Annotated in this window: 16 protein-coding genes and 2 tRNA genes; 16 read left to right on the forward strand and 2 right to left on the reverse strand. The window is 62.5% G+C overall.

What is annotated here, in order from left to right:
• Positions 1-78: 78 nt before the first annotated feature.
• The 9 genes from Q0248_RS00005 (at position 79) to Q0248_RS00045 (ending at position 10,819) form a co-directional block, all read left to right on the forward strand.
• Positions 79-152 (forward strand) — tRNA-Ile (locus tag Q0248_RS00005).
• Positions 153-169: 17 nt separating this feature from the next.
• Positions 170-243 (forward strand) — tRNA-Ala (locus Q0248_RS00010).
• A 453-nt stretch (positions 244-696) separates the two neighbouring features.
• Entirely contained in the window at positions 697-1,557 is an 861-nt protein-coding gene (locus tag Q0248_RS00015; RefSeq protein WP_299318305.1) for an RsiV family protein, read from the forward strand.
• 16 nt (positions 1,558-1,573) lie between these two features.
• The gene (gene rsmG, locus Q0248_RS00020) at positions 1,574-2,194 is read left to right on the forward strand and encodes a 16S rRNA (guanine(527)-N(7))-methyltransferase RsmG (RefSeq protein ID WP_211788507.1); all 621 of its coding nucleotides are present in this window, start codon (positions 1,574-1,576) and stop codon (positions 2,192-2,194) included.
• A gap of 647 nt (positions 2,195-2,841) precedes the next feature.
• Positions 2,842-5,856, forward strand: coding sequence for a SusC/RagA family TonB-linked outer membrane protein (locus Q0248_RS00025; RefSeq protein ID WP_299318310.1), 3,015 nt, complete (start codon positions 2,842-2,844; stop codon positions 5,854-5,856).
• Between the two features lie 27 nt (positions 5,857-5,883).
• Positions 5,884-7,428 carry a SusD/RagB family nutrient-binding outer membrane lipoprotein gene (locus Q0248_RS00030; protein WP_299318312.1) on the forward strand — a complete coding sequence of 515 codons (1,545 nt, stop codon included), beginning with the start codon at positions 5,884-5,886 and terminating at the stop codon, positions 7,426-7,428.
• Between the two features lie 36 nt (positions 7,429-7,464).
• Entirely contained in the window at positions 7,465-8,580 is a 1,116-nt protein-coding gene (locus Q0248_RS00035) for a glycoside hydrolase family 18 (protein ID WP_299318314.1), read from the forward strand.
• A gap of 14 nt (positions 8,581-8,594) precedes the next feature.
• Positions 8,595-9,779, forward strand: coding sequence for a DUF1735 and LamG domain-containing protein (locus Q0248_RS00040; protein WP_299318316.1), 1,185 nt, complete (start codon positions 8,595-8,597; stop codon positions 9,777-9,779).
• Between the two features lie 14 nt (positions 9,780-9,793).
• Positions 9,794-10,819 carry a discoidin domain-containing protein gene (locus Q0248_RS00045; RefSeq protein ID WP_299318317.1) on the forward strand — a complete coding sequence of 342 codons (1,026 nt, stop codon included), beginning with the start codon at positions 9,794-9,796 and terminating at the stop codon, positions 10,817-10,819.
• A 148-nt stretch (positions 10,820-10,967) separates the two neighbouring features.
• Here Q0248_RS00045 and Q0248_RS00050 read toward each other — a convergent pair whose 3' ends face one another.
• On the reverse strand, positions 10,968-12,701 hold the full coding sequence (locus Q0248_RS00050) for a phosphoenolpyruvate carboxykinase (protein WP_299318319.1): 1,734 nt from the start codon (positions 12,699-12,701) through the stop codon (positions 10,968-10,970).
• 660 nt (positions 12,702-13,361) lie between these two features.
• Between Q0248_RS00050 and hflX the strand changes: the two genes are divergently transcribed.
• The 4 genes from hflX to Q0248_RS00070 all read left to right on the forward strand — a co-directional run bounded on the left by hflX (position 13,362) and on the right by Q0248_RS00070 (position 18,425).
• Complete coding sequence (gene hflX / locus Q0248_RS00055) at positions 13,362-14,609, forward strand: GTPase HflX (RefSeq protein ID WP_299318321.1); 1,248 nt, start codon at positions 13,362-13,364, stop codon at positions 14,607-14,609.
• Positions 14,602-15,741: a ferrochelatase gene (locus tag Q0248_RS00060; protein ID WP_299318324.1), complete on the forward strand. Its 1,140-nt coding sequence runs from the start codon at positions 14,602-14,604 to the stop codon at positions 15,739-15,741. Before hflX ends, Q0248_RS00060 begins: the two co-directional genes overlap by 8 nt.
• Positions 15,742-15,758: 17 nt before the next feature.
• Complete coding sequence (locus tag Q0248_RS00065) at positions 15,759-17,807, forward strand: alpha-L-fucosidase (RefSeq protein ID WP_299318326.1); 2,049 nt, start codon at positions 15,759-15,761, stop codon at positions 17,805-17,807.
• Positions 17,808-17,912: 105 nt separating this feature from the next.
• Positions 17,913-18,425: a low molecular weight protein-tyrosine-phosphatase gene (locus Q0248_RS00070; protein ID WP_299318328.1), complete on the forward strand. Its 513-nt coding sequence runs from the start codon at positions 17,913-17,915 to the stop codon at positions 18,423-18,425.
• 91 nt (positions 18,426-18,516) lie between these two features.
• Here the strand turns inward: Q0248_RS00070 and Q0248_RS00075 are convergent, their stop codons facing one another.
• Complete coding sequence (locus Q0248_RS00075) at positions 18,517-19,734, reverse strand: S-adenosylmethionine:tRNA ribosyltransferase-isomerase (protein WP_299318331.1); 1,218 nt, start codon at positions 19,732-19,734, stop codon at positions 18,517-18,519.
• A 140-nt stretch (positions 19,735-19,874) separates the two neighbouring features.
• Here Q0248_RS00075 and Q0248_RS00080 point away from each other — a divergent pair, with 140 nt between their 5' ends.
• The 3 genes from Q0248_RS00080 to Q0248_RS00090 are packed head-to-tail and all read left to right on the forward strand — an operon-like array spanning position 19,875 to position 22,650.
• On the forward strand, positions 19,875-20,333 hold the full coding sequence (locus tag Q0248_RS00080; protein ID WP_211789581.1) for a phospholipase: 459 nt from the start codon (positions 19,875-19,877) through the stop codon (positions 20,331-20,333).
• 50 nt (positions 20,334-20,383) lie between these two features.
• Positions 20,384-21,202: a metal ABC transporter permease gene (locus Q0248_RS00085; protein ID WP_299318333.1), complete on the forward strand. Its 819-nt coding sequence runs from the start codon at positions 20,384-20,386 to the stop codon at positions 21,200-21,202.
• A complete protein-coding gene (locus tag Q0248_RS00090; protein ID WP_299318335.1) occupies positions 21,163-22,650 on the forward strand; it encodes a hypothetical protein in 1,488 nt (495 codons plus the stop codon). The genes Q0248_RS00085 and Q0248_RS00090 overlap by 40 nt, the downstream gene beginning before the upstream one ends.
• Positions 22,651-22,989 lie beyond the last annotated feature (339 nt).

The following is a 22,989-nucleotide window of genomic DNA, read 5'->3' on the forward strand; positions in this document are numbered from 1 at the left end:
GTGTTAGGTTTTGGACCTTTAGCGCGCGTGCTACCTTCTGCTGTCATATCAATGTCTTTCCTTATCGAGTCCTAAGACAGTCCTATAGCTCAGTTGGTTAGAGCGCTACACTGATAATGTAGAGGTCGGCAGTTCAACTCTGCCTGGGACTACTTAAGAGACTTTACCTGGGGGATTAGCTCAGCTGGCTAGAGCACCTGCTTTGCACGCAGGGGGTCAACGGTTCGAATCCGTTATTCTCCACTTACTACGAAGAGCCGCTAGTTACTAGGTACGCCTAGTGACTAGCGGCTTTCCTTTTATCCCTACTGCGCGCGGTGGGGCGGCAGGGCATTTTCCCTTAGTTATAGCCGCGCTGTCTTAGGTCTCCGAGCTTGCTTGCCCCTTTCCCTCCTTGTCTTTATATACTGCGCTGGTTTGCCTTATCGGCTTTTCAGGCTTCCCTTAGACCTCTGTGCGGCTTGCCTTGCACATTGCGTTGGGCGAGCTTCCCCTTATGCCTTGCTGCTCGACTATAGCACGTCGGGAGGCAGATTGTAGAGAGCGTGGAGGTGTAGTGGGCAGTGTGTGGAGGCGTCTTGGAAGGCAGCGGGAGGCGATGCAGCAAGGGGTGGCGAAGGGCGCTGCAGCTAGGTGGGCGGCTTATAATTCCGTATCTTTGCTACACACTTGATAATCGCAGGTATTGCTATGCTTATGTCACATCGTATCCCCTCCTTGCTGCTGGCCTTCGGGCTGTTTGTTCTCCTCTCGCTCACGGCCTGCACGGGCTCGGGTGGAGCTAAGGGCGCGGCGGATTCGGCGGCTATGCTCTCCGAGATGCAGTGGGACTCTCTCATCCTCGACCGTACCTATTACGACGACGATGTGCACAAGAAGGGCTCCTCGGTGGATGTCTTCATCAACTACCTCTTCCCTAAGGCCGACAGCACGCTGCAGCGCCTTTTCGGGCGTCTGACCTTCGGGGACGGCTACGACAGCATCCCGCCACAGGAGGCGCTGGAACGCTATGCGCGTGAGGTGCGGGCGGAGTATCTCTTCGCCCCGGACGATAGCATCACGACGTACACGGCCGAGGAGATCGCGGACCTCAAGAGCGAGCTCTCGCTGGTGACCAAGGCCAGCTTTGTAGATGTCCCTCACGGGCTGCTCTCGCTGCAGAAGGAGCTCTATACCTATTCGGCAGGTGCGGCGCATGGGCTCCTCGGCACCTCCTACTACAATATCGACCTCAAGACGCGCACCGTGCTCAGTGAGGGTGACCTCTTCGTCGACGGCTATCAGCCTGAGCTCGCCAAGGTGCTGCAGCGCTGCGCCCTCGCGACCTACGGCTGCAAGACGGTCGAGGAGCTGGAGGAGAAGATCGGTGCCTACCTCACGGACTTTGCTCCGAACGATAACTTCACCCTCTCGCCCGAGGGGCTCATCTATTGCTACAACCCCTACGAGATAGCGCCCTTCGCCGCGGGTACGATCCGTGTGCGCGTCCCCTATGTCGAGCTGGCCAAGCTCCTGCGCCCTGGCTCGCCGCTCGCCGCCTATCTCCCTACGAACTAAGTCCCCCTACCATTCGATGGAGCTTATCCTGAAGTATTTCCCCCAGCTCACTGAGGAGCAGCAGCGCCAGTTCGCTGCTCTGGATGCCCTCTACCGCGACTGGAACGCCAAGATCAACGTCATCTCCCGCAAGGACATCGACGCCCTCTACGAGCATCACATCCTGCACTCGCTGGGCATCGCACAGATGATCCGCTTCAAGCCCGGCACGCGTATCCTCGACTTCGGCACAGGGGGTGGCTTCCCTGGGATCCCGCTGGCGATCCTCTTCCCCGAGTGTGAGTTCCTGCTCGTGGATAGCATAGGCAAGAAGGTCAAGGTCGCCGCAGCGGTCGCCGAGGCCCTTGGGCTGACGAATGTACGCACGCTGCACGGCCGTGGCGAGGACGTCCAGGAGCAGTTTGATTTTGTCGTGAGCCGCGCCGTGATGCAGCTCAGCGAGCTGGTAGGCTTCGTGCGCCGCCTCGTACACCACGAGCAGCGCAACGGGATGCCCAATGGGCTCATCTGCCTCAAGGGCGGCGAGCTGCAGGCCGAGCTGCGCCCCTACAAGCGTATCGTCGAGGTGCAGGAGCTCTATCCGACCTTCAAGGAGGACTTCTTCAAGACCAAGAAGGTCGTCTACCTTCCGCTTTAAGCCCTTTCGGCAGCCCTAGGCGGGCGAAGCCCCCAGCCGAGCGGACAGCGATGCAGCAGCGTCTCTGTCCGCTCGGCTTTTTCTGTGCTTGGGCTCGGCCGCTGTGGCTGCTTGGGCGGAGGCCTCGCTTGGGGCTGGGGGCCCCCTGAGCAGGGGGCTTCGCTTGCCCTTAGCTCGAGGCGCTGCTGAGGACTATCCCTCGGCGTCCTGACTGCTATCCCTCACGGCGCTGACTGCCGTCCCTCGGCTCGCTGATGGATATCCCTCAGCGGCGCCCTCGGCTAAGCCTGCCGCCGAGCCTCCCTCGGGAGGGGACGGCAGCCTAAATAACGGTGCAGTGGGGCCTTCGCACGCCTTGGGCAGGCCCCCTTCCCGAGGGGCGTAGCGGGCAGAGACTGAGGGGAATATATTTCCTTAAATAATTTATTAAGTCTGAGGGGTTAAGATCGCTTTGCTGACGTAGGTATTTTGTCTATCTTAGCCCGGTTTTTTGCCGCGACCTGCCCTTGGCTTCGAGGGGCTGGGAGGGGGACAAGACCGACACGAGCGGCCACTGGGCTCAGCAGTCCGCTCGATGGGTGAGCAGCGCCACGCACTGCGCCTCACCCAGCTCAAGGATTGTACACAAGTGTGTTTAATTTAACTATATGAAGAAAGTACTATTATTCCTCATGAGCCTCGTGCTCTGTGTGGCTACAGCAGCTGCCCAGGGTCGAGGTGTGAGCGGTACCGTCACGGATGCCGCCGATCATGAGCCCCTGATCGGTGCGACAGTGACCGTAAAGGGAGCGTCGGGACAGGGTGCTGTGACCGACATCAACGGTAAGTTCACCCTCAAGGGCGTGAAGGCTGGGGCTACCCTCGTGGTCAGCTACATCGGCTACACGACCAAGGAGGTCGCCGTAGGCAAGCAGACGGAGCTCCAGATCGAGCTCGCCTCGGCAGACAAGCAGATCGATGCCGTGGTCGTCACCGCCCTCGGGATCAAGCGCTCACAGAAGGCGCTGAGCTATAATGTCCAGGAGGTCAAGGGCGAGAGCCTGACGGCCGTCAAGGACGCCAACTTCATGAACAGCCTCGCCGGTAAGGTCGCTGGGGTCAATATCAATAGCTCGGCAGCCGGCGTCGGTGGTGCTACGCGTGTCGTCATGCGTGGGATCAAGTCCATCAGCGCCAATAATAACGCCCTCTACGTCATCGACGGGGTACCCATCTTCAACGTCAATAACGGGGCTACCTCGGGCGAATACTCCAGCCAGCCTAGCGGTGAAGGTATCTCGGACATCAACCCCGATGATATCGAGAGCATGAGCGTCCTCTCGGGGCCTGCCGCTGCTGCCCTCTACGGCTCCAGTGCCGCACAAGGGGTCATCCTCATCACCACCAAGAAGGGTAAGGAGGGCAAGGTCAAGCTCGAGTTCTCCAACAGCACGACCTTCTCCGATCCCTTCATCATGCCCCGCTTCCAGAGCGAGTATGGCAATGTCCCAGGCTCCTTCCGCAGCTGGGGTGCTAAGGGCGCAGCGCTGAACTACGATCCGAAGCACTTCTTCAACACCGGGACCAACGTCATCAACTCGGTAGCCCTCACCACGGGTACGGACAAGAATCAGACCTACCTCTCGGCAGCGACGACCAACTCCGCTGGGATCCTGCCCAACAACCACTACAACCGCTACAACTTCACCTTCCGTAACTCCACCAAGTTCCTTGGCGATAAGCTCCACCTCGACCTCGGGGCGCAGTACATCATCCAGAATCAGAAGAACATGGTGGCACAGGGCTACTACTACAACCCGCTGCCCGCACTCTACCTCTACCCCCGTGGGGAGAGCTTCGACGAGGTGCGTCAGTATGAGATCTTCGACGAGGCGCGCAACATCAGCGTACAGAACTGGCGCTGGGGTAACGGCGGTATCGACATGGAGAACCCCTACTGGCAGATGTATGGCAAGAACCGCCAGCAGGGCCGCGAGCGCTATATGCTCAATGGTAGCCTCAAGTGGAAGGTCACCGACTGGCTCGACCTGACGGGACGTATCCGTATCGACAACTCCGTGGTCAATAGCACGGACAAGTTCCGCGCTGGTACCGATACCTATTGGACGGGCGGTAGTCTCAAGGGGAGCTATGGCGAGAGCCGCTCCGAGGAGAAGCAGATGTACGCCGATGCTATGGCCAACATCAACAAGACCTTCGGTGACGACTACAGCCTCACGGCCAATATCGGGGGTAGCCTCTCCAACACCTCCTACAAGTCCCTGGGCTACGGCGGTCCTCTGGCCGATGTGCCCAATGGCTTCAACGTCTACAACATCGACCGCAACCTCGGCTCTCCGAGCGCAGGCGGCTGGCGCGAGCGCTCGCTGGCGACCTTCGGGAGCGCCGAGCTGGGCTACAAGCGCTACCTCTTCCTCACCGTCACGGCGCGTAATGAGTGGTCCTCTACGCTGGCGGGCACGGAGCAGCTCTCCTACTTCTTCCCCTCGATCGGGCTCTCGGGTGTGATCTCCGATATGGTGAAGCTCCCTGAGTTCGTCAGCTACCTCAAGGCCCGTGTATCCTACGCGGACGTGGGCTCGCCGCTGCCACGCAACCTCACGCAGCCTCGCTACACCTGGGACTCGAAGTCGCGTACCTGGGTAGCCCCCACCTACCGTCCCCTCGGGAAGCTCTATCCCGAGAAGACCTCCTCGTGGGAAGCGGGTCTGAACATGCGCTTCCTGCGCAACGCCCTCTCGCTGGACGTCACCTGGTACCTGTCGGATACGAAGAATCAGACCTTCAACATCACGACCTCGCCCGCCAGTGGCTACTCCTCGATGTACGTGCAGTCGGGTAATGTGCGCAACTACGGTATGGAGTTCGCCCTCGGCTATCGTCAGGAGTTCGGCAAGCTGAACTGGGAGACCAACGTCACCTACAGCTTCAACCGCAACCGCATCGTCGAGCTGCTGGACAACTACTACGACCCCGTCACCAAGGAGACCTACAGCCTGCCCTTCCTCAACATGGGCAACGTGCGCCTCGTGAAGGACGGCTCTATGGGAGACCTCTACACCTCGCGAGACTTCCAGCGCGATGAGAACGGCAATATCTGGGTAGACCCCTCCTCCAACAATGTCAAGGCGACCAACCTCGAGACGCCCCGCAAGATCGGTAGCGTACTGCCTGATGGCAACCTCGGCTGGCGCAATGCCTTCTCCTGGCAGGGGATCAACCTCACGGCGCTCTTCGCAGCTCGCTTCGGCGGTCAGGTGACCTCGATGACGCAGATGATGATGGATGCCTACGGCGTATCGCAGGCTTCGGCTGATGCACGCAACGCAGGCGGTATCCGTGTGAATAAGGGTATGGTCGATGCAGAGGGCTACTACAACGAAGTGGCTGGCCGCAACGGGATCCTCCAGGAGTATATCTACGATGCGACCAACGTACGCCTGCAGGAGCTCTCGCTGGGCTACACGCTGCCCAAGAAGTGGCTCGCCAACAAGGCACGCCTCACGGCCTCCCTCGTCGGGCGCAACCTCTGGATGATCTACAATAAGGCTCCCTTCGACCCCGAGGCAACGGCCTCCACGGGTACCTACAATCAGGGCTCGGACATCTTCATGATGCCCTCGCTGCGTAGCTTCGGCTTCAGCCTCCGACTGGAGTTCTAGTATCCCTTCCTAAGACTACTACAAGCAATGAATATATCCAAGAAGATCCTGCTCTCCACGCTCGTCGTGGCTGGCTCGGTCGCCAGCTGTACCAGTGGCTTCGATGAGATCAACGAGCCGCAGAATAGCTTCACCAAGGAGCAGCTCCGTGGGGACAACTACGAGATCGCAGCCTCCTTCCCCCAGCTGCAGCAGCTCATCGTGCCCGCGGCTAGCTCGGGCTACTTCCAGCACTTCAGCCTCGCTGGGGATACCTGGGGCCGCTTCCTGATGAGCAATACGAAGTGGAACAACAACCTCTCGGTCTTCCGCTACATGCACGAGGGCTGGATCAATACGCCCTTCGATATCCTGACGAACTTCTACCCCGAGTTCCGTAAGATTAAGGAGGGTACTCAGGGTCGTGGCATCAGCTACGCCTGGGCGCTGATCAACCGCGTGGGGCTGATGCACCGCCTCACCGACCTCTACGGCCCCATCCCCTACACGCAGATCGAGGGCGGTAACCTGCACGTGCCCTACGACTCGCAGGAGGCTGTCTACAAGGCGATGCTCGCCGACCTCAACACCGCTATCACTGAGATCACGAGCTACCTGACGGTCAATCCCACGGCCATCCTCATGAAGGATCAGGACCTGGTCTACCAGGGTGACTTCCGCAAGTGGGTGCGCTTCGCCAACTCGCTCAAGCTGCGTATCGCCATGCGTATGCGCTACGCCGACCCCGCTACGGCACGCAAGGCTGCTGAGGAGGCCGTCAGCCAGACCTACGGCGTCATCACGGAGAACGGCGACAACGCTATCCTCCATCAGAAGGGGCAGAGCATGCTCTGGCTCATCACGCAGGGTTGGAACGATGCCCGCGTAGCGGCCGACCTCACCAGCTACATGAATGGCTACAGCGACCCCCGTCGTGCCTTCTACTTCACGGCCTCGACCTTCCCCGGTGGCGGCTACGAAGGCATCCGCTCGGGCTCCACGCAGGACGGTGCTGAGTACACCAAGTACTCCAATGTCCTGGTCGGCAACAACGACCCCACGATCCTGATGACGGCCAGCGAAGTGGCCTTCCTCAAGGCAGAGGCGGCGCTGATCGGCTGGAACATGGGTGCGGCTACGGCTCAGAGCCTCTATGAGGATGGGATCAAGCTGTCCTTCGCTCAGTGGGGTGTGAGCTCGGCTGCGAGCTACCTGGCGAGCACCGCTATGCCTGCTGCCTACACCGATCCCTCAGGCAAGTACAGCACGCCTGCCGTCAGCTCCATCACTCCCCGCTGGGACTCTGGTGCCAGCACGGAGGAGAACCTCGAGCGTATCATCACGCAGAAGTGGATCGCCCTCTGGCCCCTGGGCTTCGAGGCCTGGTGCGAGCACCGTCGTACGGGCTATCCTAAGTTCTTCCCGCTGGTGGGCACCGTTGAGTCGGCCTACGCCAATATGGACGTGGCCAACCGCATGCCCTTCTCGCGCAAGGAGTACGATGTCAATGGCGCCAACATCCAGGCGGCTGTCGGCCTGCTCGGCGGCCCCGATAACTTCGCCACGAAGATGTGGTGGCAGAAGAAGAACTAAGGCCGCCCTATACTATCCATGGTAAAGAATAAGCATATGAAGAATATCAAGCGCTGGGCACTGGCTGCTGGTGCTGTCGTCGCCCTTGGAGCAAGCTCTTGCTCCAAGTGGACGGAGCCCACGCAGTACAAGCCCACAGATCTAAGTGGCAATACGACGACGGAGGACTACTACGCCAACCTCCGCGCCTGGAAGGCGACGGGCGCACCTACGGGCTTCGGCTGGTTCGCTGGCTGGACGGGTGAGGGCGCCTCGATGAAGACGCAGCTGATGGGGCTCCCCGATAGCCTCGGCCTCGTCTCGCTCTGGGGGGACTGGAAGAACATGAACGACCTCAAGCGCGCCGACCTCAAGGCCGTGCAGACGCTCAAGGGGACCAAGGTCATCGCTGGCTTCATCATCGACAACGTCGGGGTACAGATGACGCCTGCCGGCCAAGACGCTGCCAAGTACTGGGGCTGGGAGGACGGCACGAGCCCCGAGGCACTCGCTAAGCAGAAGGCTGCCATACAGAAGTACGCCAACGCCATCTGTGACCTCATCGACTCCCTAGGTCTCGATGGCTTTGACTTCGACTTCGAGCCCAGCTACGGCCACAGCGGGAACATCTCCTTCAACTACAATGCGAACTACAGCACGGCAGGTAAGAAGATCAAGGCTGACAACATGAAGGCCTTCATCGAGACCCTCGGCAAGCGCCTCGGCCCCCAGTCGGGCACGGGTCGTATCCTGACGGTCAACGGTGAGCCTCAGAGCATGGTGCCTGAGCTGGGCAAGTACTTCGACTACTTCATCGTCCAGGCCTACGACAGCAGCGGCGACGCTGACCTGGATCGCCGCTTCCAGTCCACGGTGCGCAACTACGCTGGGCACCTCCCTGCAGCCGAAGTGGCACGTAAGTACCTCGTCACCGAGAACTACGAGAAGTACGCCTCTACGGGTGGCGCTCCCAACTACCGCGACCGCTATGGCAACACCATGGCTAGCGTCGAGGGTATGGCGCGCTGGATGCCCATCGTCGACGGCAAGGTGCTGCAGAAGGCCGGTGTCGGTACCTATCACATGGAGTACGAGTACACTGTCTCGGGTCAGCCAGGGACCTATCCCGCCCTGCGCCGCGCCATCCGCATCATGAACCCTCCCGTCAAGTAATCACAGGCTAAGCAATGAACAAGATGAATAAGACGATCCTATCCGTCTGCGGCCTAGCGCTGGCGCTGGCAGCCTTCTCGAGCTGCTCCAATGCCGACTACAAGCCCCTGGACAACTCCGTCTATATCCACGGTGCCGCGGCTGACCCGCTGCGCACCCTTACCATCGGCGACAATGAGGTCTCGACCGAGCTCCTCATCCGTACCGCTGCTCCCGTGACTCAGCCCGTCAAGGTGCAGCTGTCGGTGGACAAGGCGGCCCTCGAGGCCTACAACAAGCGCTACGATGCTAGCTACGAGCTGCTGCCCGCAGAGTTCTATACGCTCTCGGCTACGGAGCTGACCATCGAGCCAGGACGTGTATCCGCCCCCGCGCTCACGGTCAAGATCAAGCCCTTCAGCGCCGAGCTGCAGAAGAGCGGTAAGAAGTACGCCGTCCCCGTCTATATCTCTAGCGTGACGGGTGCCGACTTCGCTCCTCAGGCTGCCGAGCGTACCTTCGTCGTGGCCTGCGACCAGGTCATCAAGACCAAGGCGATCAAGCTGGAGCAGACCCAGGGCATGCGCGTCATGCGCCCCGAGGGCATCCAGACCAACACCTGGACGGTGGAGATGCGCATCAAGAGTGACGACATCCGCCAGCGCTACAACAACCAGTCCTTCCTCGGCTTCGGCTCGGGGATCCCTGGCGGAGGTGAGGGCTCAGGCTTCATCTTCGGTCGCTGGGAGGGTGATGCCCTGCAGTTCAAGATCAACGGCCACGACGGGATCAACGCTACCGTCAAGCCCGAGAGCAACAAGTGGTACCACGTGGCCATCGTCTGCGACGCTGGTACGGTACGCCTCTACGTCAATGGGCAGCCCAGTGGGGAGTTCCAGAACGCCAAGTTCGCCATCAAGGCGCAGTACAAGGAGTTCTCCCTGGCCTACCCCCGCTCTGCCACGCACCCCTACCGCCGCTCCAACTACTACATGAGCGAGGTACGCTTCTGGAACGTCGCCCGTACGGCCAGCCAGATCCGTCAGAATCGCTACGCCGTAGACCCCAAGACGCCTGGTCTCATGGCCTACTGGAAGCTGGACGACGGCGCGGGTACGAGCTTCAAGGAGTACACGGGTAAGACGCCCGCCCTCGAGCTCTATTCGTCTAACCAGAACCTGACCTCGCACTGGGTGGATATCCGCTCCGATCAGGACTAAGCTAGCTGACAAGAATGAACAAGTATATCAAGCACTGGTCTGTGGCTGCGTGTGCAGCCTTGACCCTCACGGCAGCCTTCTCCTCCTGCTCCAAGGACAGCGAGTCGGTCGAGGAGCTCATGGAGCGCAACTACCCCGCCCGCGTCTATCTGCAGGGCGACCGCTACTCCGCCCCTGCACTGACCTATACGCTCAAGCATAGCTCCGATGGTATCGAGGGCGAGCTGGGTGGATCGGTCACGGTACGTCTGACGCGCCCTCAGGCGCAGGACGTCGTCGTCACGCTCAAGTCTACCCTCGATAAGGCTGAGCTCAAGGACGCGCTCAAGGTAAGCGCCACCGAGGCTACGGTCAAGGCGGGGAAGATCACCAGCGAGCCCATCACCTTCACCATCGACAAGTCCAAGCTCGAGACGAAGGCCGAGAGCCAGACCTTCAAGGTCAGCTTCTCTATTGATGCGGTCAAGAGCGCACCTGCAGGGCTGCAGCTCTCCAGCAATCAGAACCTCTATGCGGTGACCTTCCACAAGCGTAAGCAGAGTGAGGATGCCCTCATCGCCAACTATACGGGCAATGTCGGCTACCTCGACTACGACACCGATGGCGATACGCGTGCGACGAAGTGGAAGCTCATCGACGTCACGCCTGGTATCCAGGGCGCCAATAACCCCACCGTCCTCTTCGACGGCCAGAGCAGCGACCTGGCAGCCGACCAGCCCCCCATCAGCTTCACGATCGACTTCGGTCGTGTCGTGTCCAAGCTCCGAGGGGTCTACCTCGAGTACTGGAGTGGCTCCTACATGCCCGTAGGCTTCCGCCTCGAGTGCTCGGCGGACGGCAAGGCCTGGACGGAGCTGGGTGAGCTCACCCTCGGGGATGAGAAGACGACGAGCGCAGGCTTCCTCATCGACCTCAGCACGATCTACTTCCGCAAGGCCTACGCTGCACGCTACCTCCGCTATACGAGTACTGCAGCCTCCTACGACCCGTCCGGTCGTGGCTCGATCTCGGAGGTCTACGCGATCGTAGATAACGAGTAGTAAAGCAAGCGCGCCCCGAGTGTCCGCCGGACCTTGGGGCGCTGCCTTCTCTAGCCTCACCGCTCGTGAGGCTCTTCCTATAGACAGCGCCCCCGAGTAGCACGTGCTACTCGGGGGCGCTGCTCTTTTGCTGTGGGGGAGGGGAGGCTTAGTCCTCGTTGATCATGCTGAAGAGCTCTTCGGCTGCCAGGCGAGGCCCGTCCTTGGTCTGACCCTCGATCGCCAGCGAGGTGTGCATCTCACCGACCTTGACGCCACGCTCGAAGAGGACGCCGAAGTACTGGCGCACCAGCTGCTCGGCCAGAGGACGCTCCTGCACGGGGCCGAAGGGGTTAGCGAAGTAGGAGGTCACCAGACCCTGCTCCGTCGTCGTACCCTTAGCCTTGCGCGCCCCTGCCTCGAAGGTCTTGATCGCCTCGTCGATGTTGTCGAAGAGGGCTATCTTCTGCTCGGCCTCAGCGTAGTTGTTGGCGTAGAGGAAGTAGTCCACGGGGAAGCCCTTAGAGATCAGCTCGTAGGTCGAGATGGGGATGGTGACGCGGGCGTTGACCTTGTCGGGGTTGGTGTAGATCCCGCGGTCGAGCTGGCTGAAGGCGTAGGTGGGGTCGAGGTCGTCGGTACGGACGAAGGCCCCGATCTCGGTCCCGTAGGCCTTGAGCTGCCCATCAGCATCGAGCGAGAGGTAGCCCATGTCGTCGAAGATGACACGCATGTGGCGGATATACTTCTCGTTGAGCGTGCGGAAGGCCTCGAGGCTCTCGCTCTTCCCAGCACCGCTGTCTCCCATGATGATGATATTGGCCTCACGCCCATTCTTGAGGATGATGTTGACCATAGCGCCGTGGATAGGCAGCTTGCCACGCTCCATCTGCTTGATGTTGTGCAGGGTCAGCAGCATCTTCTTCATGTAGCCGAAGTAGTCGATATCGTCGCAGTAGTTGGCATAGCCCACGAGGATGTCGTTCTTCTTATCCTTGTAGTAGAAGGTGCGCTTCTCATCGTGGCCGTCGGGGTAACCGAAGATGTAGATCATGTCGGGCTTCTTCCCTACGTACTCGTCCTGCTTGGCGAGCTCGAAGAGGTTGGCCAGTCCGAGCCCGTGGCACATGAAGTCCTTGTGGAAGTAGACGAAGGCCAGCAGGTCGCCGACCTTAGCGGGGAAGAGGAACCAGTCGTCCTCGTTGAGGATCATGCCGGCTACGGGGTTGAGCGTCTGCTCTCTGAAGATCCCGTCACGCGTATTCTTCTTGGTGTAGGATACGTAGGGCGGGTTGATGAGGACGGAGTTGATGAAGGGGATCCCGGTGAGGCCCTTGTACTCGAGGGGACTGTTCCAGGTGACGTCATTGAGGATGAGCCCCGCGTTGGCGCCCGCCGTCGTCTGGCGGTAGACCTGGCTAGCAAAGCCGTTGGCTACCTCCTTGGTGCGGCGGTAGATGGACAGGATCAGTTCGTTGAAGAGCTCGTAGGCCTGGACGAAGCGGACGTTCTGCACGCCATCGCCCTGACGCTGGTTGTGGACGACGACGATGCGCTCCATGCGGCGCCAGTAGTGGTAGAGGAGCTCGATGACCTCGAGGAAGAGGTCGCGGTCCTGGAAGAAGGGAGCGTACTTGTTGTTGACCTCTAGGAGCTCCTCGACGCTGCACACGCTGAGCAGGCGGATGACCTCCATGAAGGAGCGGATGAGCTGGTCATCGCTCTCGAAGCCCTTGCTGAAGGCTTCGAAGATAACGGGGTTGTCCTTCTTGAGATAGTAGATAAAGGACTCGACTACGCGGCCATAGGCGTAGCTGGTCAGGATCTTGCGGCGGTTGTCGCAGTACTTCGAGGTGAAGTTGATGATGGCGCGACCTCGGCTAAGGGTGAATTCCTGTAACATTGCTAACGGTTGGTTTAATAGGTGACGACAAAGGTGTCCTTACCTCTGCAAATGTAAGCCAAACTTTACGAATAAGGAAATTTATCCGCTTTTTCCTTGCACACAAGCGCTCCGAGTGTGCATCTCGAGGCTGCTCCCCCGCGGCTCGGAGCGCCCTTCTCCCTCGCCCCTCCGCATCCTTCCCCTGCAGCTCCCAGCACCCCTCCTCCTCGCCTCGCCGCACCCTTCCCCTGCTGCGCCCTCTCGCTGTAGCCTCAGCGCGTGCTCCCTCATCCCGCGCAGCGCTCCCCTAGGCCTGTGCCCGCAGCCCAAGCCTTTTACCGCTTCCCTAAACGCTATCCCCCGCCTCCCTGAGGGATATCCATCAAGGCGCTGAGGGATATCCCTCACACCCCTTGACTGATACCCTTCAGCGCGCTGACGGATATCCCTCAGCCGCGCCCCGCCTTAGCCTGCAGCGTTCGCCTCCCTTGTGGAGGGCTTAGCTTATCCCTCGTAGTGTGCTCTCTGCGAGCTGGTAGGGGCTTGAGGACGAGCTGCTTCGCGCGCTTTTTAGAGGAGCGACCTGCCGCCTTCACTTCTCCTCGGAGACAGTGCTCCCGAGCGCGTCTGCGCTCCCTCGGTGCCAAGTGGCGGATAAGTCGTATTTTTGTTAAGTATATGAGAGATTTCATTATAACCGAAGCCAAGAGCGAGGAGGCTGTCCTCGTCGGCCTAATCACTCGCCAGCAGAGCGAGGCCCAGTCGAGGGAGTACCTCGATGAGCTGGACTTCCTCTCCCGCACCGCCGGCGTGCACCCTGTCCAGCGCTTCACCCAGCGCATCGACCAGGCGCACCCCGTCACCTTCGTCGGCAAGGGGAAGCTCGAGGAGATCCGCCTCTACGTCGAGGAGCAGGAGATCGGGCTGGTGATCTTCGACGACGAGCTCACGCCCAAGCAGCTCCGCAATATAGAGGCCGCCCTCAAGGTCAAGATCCTCGACCGCACGAGCCTCATCCTCGATATCTTCGCCGCCCGCGCTACCACGGCCTACGCCAAGACGCAGGTCGAGCTCGCCCAGTACCGCTATATGCTGCCCCGATTGACGCGCCTATGGACGCACCTCGAGCGCCAGCGCGGAGGGGTAGGGATGCGCGGCCCTGGGGAGACCCAGCTGGAGACCGACAAGCGTCTCATTCAGGACCGCATCGCGCACCTCAAGGAGGAGCTCAAGGTCATCGACCGCCAGATGTCCATGCAGCGCAAGAACCGCGGCAAGCTGGTGCGCGTCGCCCTCGTGGGCTATACCAACGTGGGCAAGTCCACGCTGATGAACGTCCTGAGCAAGAGCGAAGTCTTCGCCGAGAATAAGCTCTTTGCCACGCTCGATACGACGGTGCGCAAGGTCATCGTCCACAACCTCCCCTTCCTGCTGAGCGATACGGTGGGCTTCATCCGCAAGCTCCCCACCGAGCTCATCGAGTCCTTCAAGAGTACGCTCGACGAGGTGCGTGAGGCCGATCTGCTGCTGCACGTCGTGGATATAGCGCACCCCAACTTCGAGGAGCACATCCAGGTCGTCTCTACGACGCTCAGCGAGATCATGGCCGGGGAGCAGAAGCCCGTCATCCTCGTATTCAATAAGATCGATGCCTTCACCTACGAGGAGAAGCAGGCCGATGACCTCAGCGAGCGTACGCAGCGCAATGTCAGCCGCGCCGAGCTCGAGGCAAGCTGGATGGCTCAGCTCGGCGAGTCGGGCTGCGTCTTCATCTCCGCCCGTACGGGGGAGGGCATCGAGCAGCTCAAGCAGCGCCTCTACGACAGCGTCAAGGAGATCCACGTGCAGCGCTTCCCCTACAACGACTTCCTCTTCCAGGACTACAGTGCCGAGACCGAGGAGCTAGCCGCAGAGGATCATGCCTAGCCGCTACTCCCCCAGTCCCCGTCCCTGCCTCTATGGCGGGGAGTACCAGGGCGCACGCCGCGGGGTGCTGCTGCTCAATCTCGGTAGCCCCGACAGCCCCGCCGTAGAGGATGTCCACCGCTATCTCGATGAGTTCCTCATGGATAGGCGCGTCATCGGGCTCACGCAGTGGGTGCGCTACCTGCTGGTCAAGAAGATGATCGTCCCGCACCGCGCGCCGCGCTCGGCCGAGAGCTACGCCACCATCTGGGATGAGCGTGCCCAGAACTTCCCCCTCATCACCCACAGCGCTGCCATCGCCGAGCAGCTCAGCGCCCTCAGGCACGAGCCCGTGGCCCTCGGTATGCGCTACGGCAGCCCGACGACGGGCGAGGCGCTCGAGGCCCTGGCCTCTATGCCCGCCCTCGAGGAGCTGGTCATCGCGCCGCTCTATCCCCACTACGCCCGCAGTAGCTACGAGACGGCGGTGGCCTATGCCCTCTCCGAGCTGCGCCGCCTTGACCTCGGGCATCTGAGGGTGAGGCTGCTGGCGCCCTTCTACGCCGACGAGCGCTACCGCCAGGCCCTTGCCGCGAGCGTGCGGCCGTATCTAGAGGAGCCCTTCGATCGGCTCATCGTCTCCATGCACGGCATACCCACCTCGCACATCCCCAAGGCCTGCCGCCACGACAACGGCGTCGTCGGGGGCTGTGCCTCCCGCCGCTCCTGGCACGAGCGCTGGGGCGAGGAGGACTGCTATCGCCTGCAGTGCGAGGAGACCAAGGACTACCTCTGCCGCGACCTGGGGCTAGCCCCCGAGCAGGTGGAGCTGGTCTATCAGTCGCGCCTCGGCATCCATGAGTGGATGCGCCCCTATATGAGTGAGCGCATCCATCAGCTCGTGCCCGAGGGGGTGAAGCGTGTGGTGGTGGTCTGCCCAGGCTTCGTCTGTGACTGCCTGGAGACGGTGCAGGAGATCGATGATTACTACCACGGCATCTTCGAGCGGGAGGGTGGTGAGCGCTTCAGCTACGTACCCTGCCTCAATAGCAGTCCCGCCTTCATCCAGAGCCTCAGCGAGCTCGTGGAGTCGACGCTGGCCGATCCCGCTGCCCTGCTGAGCGAGGAGAACAAACGTAAGTACAAACACTAATGTATAGCGATACACCTATGAAGAAACTAAGCCTCCTGGCGCTCAGTGCCGCGCTCTCCGCGGCGAGCCTCAGCGCCCAGACACCCGCCCCTGTGGGGCCCGTGCCCACCAAGGCGCAGCTCGCCTGGCAAGAGCTGGAGACCTATGCCTTCGTCCACTTCGGGCTCAACACCTTCAACGACCTCGAGTGGGGCTACGGCGACACGCCCAGCAGTACCTTCGCCCCCGAGCTCCTCGACGTCGAGCAGTGGGTGCGCACCTTCAAGCGCGCCGGCATGAAGGGCGTCATCCTCACGGCCAAGCACCACGATGGCTTCTGCCTCTGGCCCACCAAGACGACGGACTACTCCGTCAAGAACTCCCCTTGGAAGGGAGGCAAGGGCGACCTCGTCGGCGATCTGAGCCGCGCGTGTAAGAAGTATGGGCTGAAGTTCGGCCTCTACCTCTCGCCCTGGGACCGTAATAATGCGGGCTACGGCAAGGAGGCCTATCAGAAGATCTACCACGAGCAGATCCGCGAGCTCTCCACGCAGTACGGCCAGCTCTTTGAGTTCTGGTTCGACGGCGCCAACGGCGGTACGGGCTACTACGGCGGTGCTCGCGAGGCACGCCAGATCGACCCCAAGAGCTACTACGGCTACCACGTGGCGGCCGAGATCCTCTACCGCAACAACCCCGAGATGATGATCTTCGGCGGTACCGAGCCCACGATCCGCTGGATCGGCAACGAGCGTGGCTGGGCTGGGCAGACCAACTGGGCGATGTACGACTATAGTAAGGAGAAGCACCACACCGAGGCTCAGTGGGGTATGCGCGATGCCAAGCAGTGGCTCCCTGGGGAGGTAGACGTGAGCGTGCGCCCAGGATGGTTCTACCACGCCCGTGAGGACCAGCAGGTACGCTCCGTAGCCAACCTCGTCAACCTCTACTACCAGAGCGTCGGGCGCAATGCCAACCTGCTGCTCAACTTCCCCATCGACCTCCGCGGCAAGGTCCCTGCGCAGGACTCGACCAATATCGTGGCTTGGTACGACCACCTCAAGGCGGGCTTCCGTCACAACCTCCTCAGCTCCGCCTCCGTCCAGGCCTCGAGCCAGCGCACGGGTAAGGCCTTCGCTCCACAGCAGCTCCTGGACGGTCAGACCAAGACCTACTGGGCGGCTGCCGAAGGCTCGGGCGAGGTGAGCCTCACCTTCACCCTGCCGCGCGCCACGCAGATCAATAACCTCATGCTGCAGGAGCCCATCGCTCTGGGGCAGCGTGTGGCGCGCTTCCGCGTCGAGACGGCAGGCGCCGATGGCAGCTTCCGCCCCATCGACACGCAGGACTCGCTGACGACCATAGGCTACAAGCGCCTGCTGCGCTTCCGTCCCGTAGAGACCAAGCAGCTGCGTGTGACGGTACTGGAGTCGCGTGGCCCCGTGCTGCTCTCCGAGGTCGCTGCCTATCTCGTGCCCGAGGTGCTGGAAGCGCCGAGCGTACGCCGCGACAGCCGCGACAGCCTCTACCTGACGAGCCTCAGCCGTGATGCCAAGCTCGAGTACGCCCTTCTCACGGGCGGCAAGCAGGGCCCCTGGCAGACCTATACGCGTCCCGTCTACCTGCCCGGCGACCATGTCGAGCTCGTGGCGCGCGTCTCTACAGAGGTGAATAAGGACAAGCCAGAGCTGCGCTACCGCTTGGGCTACTCGGCGAGCCAATTCGTCACGCCCGGGCTCAGCCCCGCGCAGCACCTCGCCCTCTTCGATGGCTCGGGACGCACGGAGACGCGTCTCGGGAAGGGTGTCCGCTCGCTGGCGATCGAGTTCCCTGAGGCTCGTCCGCTCACACGCTTCGTCTACACGCCCTCCCAGCAGCGCGATGCGCAGGGGCACATCCAGGGCTATGAGCTCTACGTCGATGGCAAGCGCGTAGCGGCGGGAGAGTTCGCCAACATCCGCAACAACCCTATCCCCGTCGCTGTGGATTTCCCCGCGGGGACGAAGGGACAAACGCTGCGCCTAGTGGTCACCAAGCTGGTAGGCGACGTCGAGCAGGTCAATATCGGTGACCTGGCCGTCGAGTAGGCCTTAGCCTAAGACTCCTCCTAATGCACGTGCAGCACAGCCCTCGGGGCCTCCAGCCTCGGCGCTGTGCTGCACGCAGCTTTATCCATGATAGATCCAATAGCTATGCCTTTCCCTAAGCTCAGCACTGCCCCACGCGAGGAGCAGCGTCCCGTGCGTGTCCTCTTCGTCTGCCTCGGCAATATCTGCCGCAGCCCCTCGGCCGAGGGCGTCTTCCGCCACTACGTCACCGAGCAGGGTGCTGCAGAGGACTACGAGATTGACTCCGCAGGGCTCATCGCCGTCCACGAGGGCGAGCTGCCCGATGGACGCATGCGTGCGCACGCTGCCCGCCGTGGCTACACGCTGGACTCGCGCTCGCGTCCCATCAGCTACGAGGACTTCTTCCACTACGACTACATCATCGGGATGGACGAGCCGAATAGGGAGCGCCTCCTAGCCCTGGCGCCGACGGCCGAGCTGCAGGAGAAGGTCTCCCTGCTGCCCGAGTGGTCGGAGCGCCCCGCCCGCGACCACGTGCCCGACCCCTACTACGGCGGCGCCGAGGGCTTCGAGCACGTCCTGGACCTCCTCGAGGCCATCCTCCCCGACCTCTACCAGCATACCCACTGCCGCTAGCTGGCCCTATTCTGAGAATGCCAGGGGGCGCTGCGATCAGTCGATCGCAGTGCCCCCTGGCATTTGTTTATAGGTATATAGTGTGCCCGTGCTAAGGCAGCAGCAGCGAGCTGTCGCCGTAGCTGAGGAAGCGGAAGTCGTGGCTGAGGGCGTAGTCGTAGATGCGCCGCCAGTCCTCGCCGACGAGCGCCGCGATCAGCAGCAGCAGCGTGCTGTGCGGCTGGTGGAAGTTCGTCACCATCCCGCGGATCAGCTGGTAGCGGTAGCTTGGGGCGATGATGATGCTGGTGGGGAAGACCAGCTGCTCCTCGCCGTGGGCCTCCAGCCAAGCGATGAGGCTCGAGAGGGCCTCCTCGGGGCTCAGTGGATAGCCCACCTCGTAGGGCTGCCACTGGCCGACGTGCAGCGCCTCGGCAGGTGTCTCGGGGGCTGCGTGCAGCTGTACGCCGAGGTGGTAGAGGCTCTCCAGTGTGCGCACCGAGGTCGTCCCCACGGCGATGATGCGCCCGAGGGCGGCGCGCAGCGTCTCGAGGGTGGCGCGGCTGACGCTGATCAGCTCGGCGTGCATCTCGTGGTCGCCGATCTGCTCGGCCTTGACGGGGCGGAAGGTGCCCGCACCTACGTGCAGCGTCACATCCACGACCTGCGTCCCGCGTGCCTCTAGGGCGGCGAAGACCTCGGGGGTGAAGTGCAGCCCTGCCGTCGGAGCGGCTACCGAGCCCTCATGTGCGGCGTAGACCGTCTGGTAGGTCTTGAGGTCGCGCTCCTCGGTGGCGCGGTTGAGGTAGGGTGGGATAGGGAGGATGCCGAGGAGCTCCAGCAGTTCGCCGAAGCTGTAGGCCTCTTCGTCCCAGTCGAAGTGTACCTCCGTCTCGGTGATGCGGCTAGCGCGTAGCGTCACGGGGCCCTTGGCTCCCTCGAGGCTCGCGGTGACGGAGCTGCCGAGCTTGAAGCGCTTGGCATTGCCTATCATGCAGTGCCAGCTGCAGCCCGTCGTCGAGCCCAGCGCGCGCTCGTAGCTCGTCGGCGCCGAGGGGTCAAGGCAGAAGATCTCGATGCGCGCCCCGGAGTCCTTGGCGAAGACCAGGCGGGCACGGATGACCTTCGAGTCATTGCGTACCAGCACCGTGCCCTCGGGCAGCTCGCCCGGGAGGTCGTAGAAGTGGCGCTCGGCGAGGTCGCCGCCGCGCCAGATGAGGAGGCGCGACTGGCTGCGCTCCTCGAGGGGATACTTGGCGATGCGCTCTTCGGGGAGCTCGTAGTCGTATGAGGCTATTGCGATGTCTTGGGGTCTGATGTCCTGCGTCATACCTGCAAAGATATAATGAACTATCTTTGCGCCCGTACTATTCCTATAGAGACAAGGCGCCACAAGGCGCTGAGCTCCCCCCAGAGGAGGGGGCAAGGGATAGCCAGGTATCATCTCAAGCCTACATTATATATATGGGAATCATCGTCATCATCGCCGCCCTCGTCCTGCTGGGGGCCGCCGCCGCCATCGTCAGCAGCCTGCAGGCACGTAGCCGCCAGCGCCGTATCGACCGCGGCGAATACGTCGCCCCCGAGCCCGAGTATGTCGCTCCGGCTGAGGGCTGCTGCGGGCAGCACGCCACCTGTGAGGCTGACAGCCTGCTGGCGGCCGTCAGTCCCGAGATCGTCTACTACGAGGATGAGGAGCTGGACCGCTACCGCGGCACGAGCCCCGAGGCCTATAGCGAGGCCGCCGTGGAGGAATTCCGCGACGTACTGCTCTCGCTGCAGGAGGACGAGGTATCGCCCTGGGTGCGCAGCCTGCAGCTACGTGGGCTCGAGTTCCCCGAGGCGCTGCGCCCCGAGCTCTACCTGCTGGTAGGGGAGCAGCGTGCCGCCCACGCCCTGCACGGACGCCCTGAGGAAGCGGCTGCCTAAAGGCCTAGGCTAAGTCCGTAGGCCGCATAGTATAGGGATAGAGGTAGAGGATGGAGATCTTCGGCTACCAGTTCTTCCAGAACGCGCTCCTGGTGTCGCTGCTGACGGCCCTCGTCTGCGGCATCGTCGGGGCCTATATCGTCGTGCGCCGCATCGTCTTCGTCAGCGGCGGCATCACGCACGCCTCCTTCGGGGGCATTGGGCTGGGGCTCTACCTCGGCATCCCTCCGCTGCTCTCAGCGGCAGGGGCAGCGGTGCTGGCCGCCTTCTCCATCGGGCGCATGAGTCGCAGCGAAGGCATCCGTGAGGACTCGGCCATCGCCAGCATCTGGGCCCTCGGTATGGCCCTCGGCGTGCTCTTCATGACGCTGACTCCAGGCTACGCGAGCAGCCTGCCCTCCTATCTCTTCGGCAATATCCTCCTGGTCACGACGAGTGACCTCTGGGCGCTGGCGGCGCTGGCGACGCTGCTCATCCTGCTCTTCTCCTGGCGCTATCATACGATCCTCTACCTAGCCTTCGACCGCGACTTTGCCCGTACACGCGGCCTGCGGGTCGAGGCCTGGGAGCGCCTCTTGCTGATCCTTGTCGCGGTCAGCCTCGTACTGACGATACGCTCGGTAGGCATCATGCTGCTGCTCTCGCTGCTTACGCTGCCGCAGACTACGGTGGGGCTCTTCACCGCCTCCTTCCGCCGCATCATTATCGGCTCGGTACTGCTCTGCCTCGTGGCCAATGTCGGGGGGCTGCTCCTGAGCTATTACCTCATCGCCGTCCCCTCGGGCGTGCTGATCATCCTGCTGCTCTTCCTCTTCCTCGCTCTAGGCAAATGTGTACGCATGCTCCAGCGACGAGGTGCACGCGGCTAAGGCGCTCCCTCCCGCTCGTCCTCCTGCTGCTCCTCCTCGTGGCGGCCTCCTGCTCACGACGGCGGACGACCCCCTGGACGCGCTTCTGGCAGGGCTTCACCACACGCTACAACGTCCTCTACCATGGCGACCAGGCGCTCGCAGAGGGGCAGGCTAAGCTCCTCTCCGCGCTCCCCGACACCCTTCCCCCCCATCCTACGACCTACTACCTGCCGCTCGCTCGGGACTCCGCGCGGGCGCTCTTCATTCGTGCGCGGGACAAGGCGCAGCTAGCGATCGCCGAGCACAGCCTCACGCAGCGCCCGTCGAAGGCGCCTGGCTGGCGGCGCGACCCGAAGGCGCTGGCGGCGCAGGCACGGCAGGAGCACAATCCCGTACTGTGGCGCGCTTGGCTGCTCCTCGGGCAGAGCCATTACTTCCTCGGGCAGCTCCCCGAGGCCGAGCAGCGGCTGGAGCAGATGCGCCAGCGCTACCTCACCGAGCCCGTTCCCTATGCCGCGGCCTCGCTGTGGCTGGCACGGCTCTATGCTGAGACTGGGCGCACGGCGGAGGCTGTGCTGCTGATCGAGGAGCTGGAGTGCACCGCGAGCCCTACCCTTCAGCAGGTAGAGGGCTACACGGCACGACTGGCCTTAGCCCTGGCCTCGGGCGACTATCCCGCCGCCCGCCGCCTGCTCCCTGAGCTCCTGCGTCGCGAGCGGCGCTCCCAGCTGCGCCGCTACTACAGCCGCCTCGTCCAGAGCCTCCCCGCGGCTTCACCCCTTACGCCCTTCACCCCCACGCCTTCCGCAGCCGCATCCTCACCGCGTCCCACGCTCTACGATCAGGCGCTGGAGGCCTATCGGGGCGGGCGCAGCCACGAGGCGCGTCCGATGCTGGACAGCCTCCTTCGAGAGCGGCTGGACACGACGGCGCGCGTGCAGGCCGAGCTCCTCTCTGCGCTACTGCTGGCTCAGGAGGGGCGGGTCGCCGCCTTCCAAGCGCGCCTCACTGAGCTCCAGCAGCGCTACCCAGCCTCCGCGCTGCAGCCCTTGGTGGCGGGTCTACTGCAGCAGCTTGCGGCAGGTCGTCAGCCTGGCGCCTTCCCCATCGCGCCGCCCGAGCTCGATTGGACGAAGCCCGACAGCCTCCCCCCCTCCCAGCGTGAGGCGCAGCCCAAGGCGACAGCCGAAGTCATCCCGAGCTACTTCCTTCCCCTCCCCACGGGACTACGGCTGGCCTTCTACGAAGTCTATTTCCTCCTCACAGCCTACCACTACAGCCAGTTTACCCAGCAGCTGCTCGAGCTCAGCCCCCATGAGCAGGCGGGGCGGCAGGGGCTCCGCGTCTGGGGCTTCACGGACCGCGCTGCGGCGCTCCGCTATCGGGCGCGCCTGGAGCAGGATGCCGAACTGGCGCGCCAACTGGGCTTCGCCCCGCGCCTCGAGGAGCTCCCCAGCTGCCCCTAGCTCCCGCCGCACCTCCGCCCATACCTATATATAGCGCCCCTCTGATGGATCTCTGTCCCCGCTCTCACGTATAGCGACTCCCCTCGTCGCTTATATATAAAGGAAGGCCGCTCCCCCGCAAAGCTCATCGAGCCTTGTGGGGGAGCGGCCTTTACTGATATCCCTCGCCGCGCTGACCGGTGTGGGTCGTTGGGCTGACTGGCGCCGGTGGGCGTCGTGACTGCTATGGGTCAGCGGTGGGCCAAGCGGTGCTGCGTGGCGCTGGGCTAAGCCGCTAAGCATCTTCGGGCAAGTTCTTCGCCGCCTCCCGATCCCTGTCCAGCCACCCCGACCAGCCCT

The sequence above is a fragment of the uncultured Porphyromonas sp. genome (assembly GCF_938046015.1).
Lineage (GTDB): Bacteria > Bacteroidota > Bacteroidia > Bacteroidales > Porphyromonadaceae > Porphyromonas.

Excerpts from the sequence above, each read along its gene's own strand:
- Q0248_RS00075 (WP_299318331.1), bottom strand. The coding sequence starts at position 19,734 with ATGACGCAGGACATCAGACCCCAAGACATCGCAATAGCCTCATACGAC.
- Q0248_RS00040 (WP_299318316.1), top strand. The coding sequence starts at position 8,595 with ATGAACAAGATGAATAAGACGATCCTATCCGTCTGCGGCCTAGCGCTG.
- Q0248_RS00060 (WP_299318324.1), top strand. The coding sequence starts at position 14,602 with ATGCCTAGCCGCTACTCCCCCAGTCCCCGTCCCTGCCTCTATGGCGGG.
- Q0248_RS00045 (WP_299318317.1), top strand. The coding sequence starts at position 9,794 with ATGAACAAGTATATCAAGCACTGGTCTGTGGCTGCGTGTGCAGCCTTG.
- Q0248_RS00065 (WP_299318326.1), top strand. The coding sequence starts at position 15,759 with ATGAAGAAACTAAGCCTCCTGGCGCTCAGTGCCGCGCTCTCCGCGGCG.
- hflX (WP_299318321.1), top strand. The coding sequence starts at position 13,362 with ATGAGAGATTTCATTATAACCGAAGCCAAGAGCGAGGAGGCTGTCCTC.
- Q0248_RS00070 (WP_299318328.1), top strand. The coding sequence starts at position 17,913 with ATGCCTTTCCCTAAGCTCAGCACTGCCCCACGCGAGGAGCAGCGTCCC.
- Q0248_RS00025 (WP_299318310.1), top strand. The coding sequence starts at position 2,842 with ATGAAGAAAGTACTATTATTCCTCATGAGCCTCGTGCTCTGTGTGGCT.
- Q0248_RS00090 (WP_299318335.1), top strand. The coding sequence starts at position 21,163 with ATGTGTACGCATGCTCCAGCGACGAGGTGCACGCGGCTAAGGCGCTCC.
- Q0248_RS00015 (WP_299318305.1), top strand. The coding sequence starts at position 697 with ATGTCACATCGTATCCCCTCCTTGCTGCTGGCCTTCGGGCTGTTTGTT.
- Q0248_RS00050 (WP_299318319.1), bottom strand. The coding sequence starts at position 12,701 with ATGTTACAGGAATTCACCCTTAGCCGAGGTCGCGCCATCATCAACTTC.
- Q0248_RS00085 (WP_299318333.1), top strand. The coding sequence starts at position 20,384 with ATGGAGATCTTCGGCTACCAGTTCTTCCAGAACGCGCTCCTGGTGTCG.
- Q0248_RS00035 (WP_299318314.1), top strand. The coding sequence starts at position 7,465 with ATGAAGAATATCAAGCGCTGGGCACTGGCTGCTGGTGCTGTCGTCGCC.
- rsmG (WP_211788507.1), top strand. The coding sequence starts at position 1,574 with ATGGAGCTTATCCTGAAGTATTTCCCCCAGCTCACTGAGGAGCAGCAG.
- Q0248_RS00030 (WP_299318312.1), top strand. The coding sequence starts at position 5,884 with ATGAATATATCCAAGAAGATCCTGCTCTCCACGCTCGTCGTGGCTGGC.